This is a genomic window from Rhizohabitans arisaemae, assembly GCF_025996515.1.
Classification (GTDB): domain Bacteria; phylum Actinomycetota; class Actinomycetes; order Streptosporangiales; family Streptosporangiaceae; genus Rhizohabitans; species Rhizohabitans arisaemae.
This window is the reverse complement of the sequence record NZ_BLRH01000050.1, coordinates 1-400: the sequence shown is the minus strand read 5'-3', so window position 1 is coordinate 400 and position 400 is coordinate 1. Positions and strand designations below refer to the sequence as shown.

Here is a 400-nt window from a genome sequence, read left to right as displayed (position 1 = left end):
CCGTAGATGCGGCGGATATTGGCGAGCTGCTGGTCGCGGGGGCTGGTCGGGTTGACCTTCTCGGGGCCTTCGGTGTCGAGCATCTCCTCGAAGGAGGGGTAGCGGGTGACACGCTTGACGCGGGTAAGGGCGTCGTCACGACCGCACACGAACCGGATGTGGTCGCCGGCGGCGAGGTTGCGCAGGTTGGGGTACTGGACGCGGACTTCGATGGTCTTGCTGCCGTCGGCCACCAGATCGAAGTAGCGACGGTAGAGGTTCATCTCGCGGGCGCGCACGCTCGTCTTGATGGTGGGGCGTGCAGTCATGATCCTGTCGAGTTCGGCGGTGGTATAGGAGCGGTAGAAGTGCTTGGGGTCGGCGAGCATCCTACTGACCAGCCAGACCATGGCATCGACAT

Annotated in this window: 1 protein-coding gene; it reads right to left on the bottom strand. The window is 64.0% G+C overall.

The annotated features are described in order from the left end of the window. On the bottom strand, nt 1-400 hold a 400-nt coding region (locus tag RUR_RS26630), incomplete at both ends, for an ASCH domain-containing protein (RefSeq protein ID WP_283137943.1).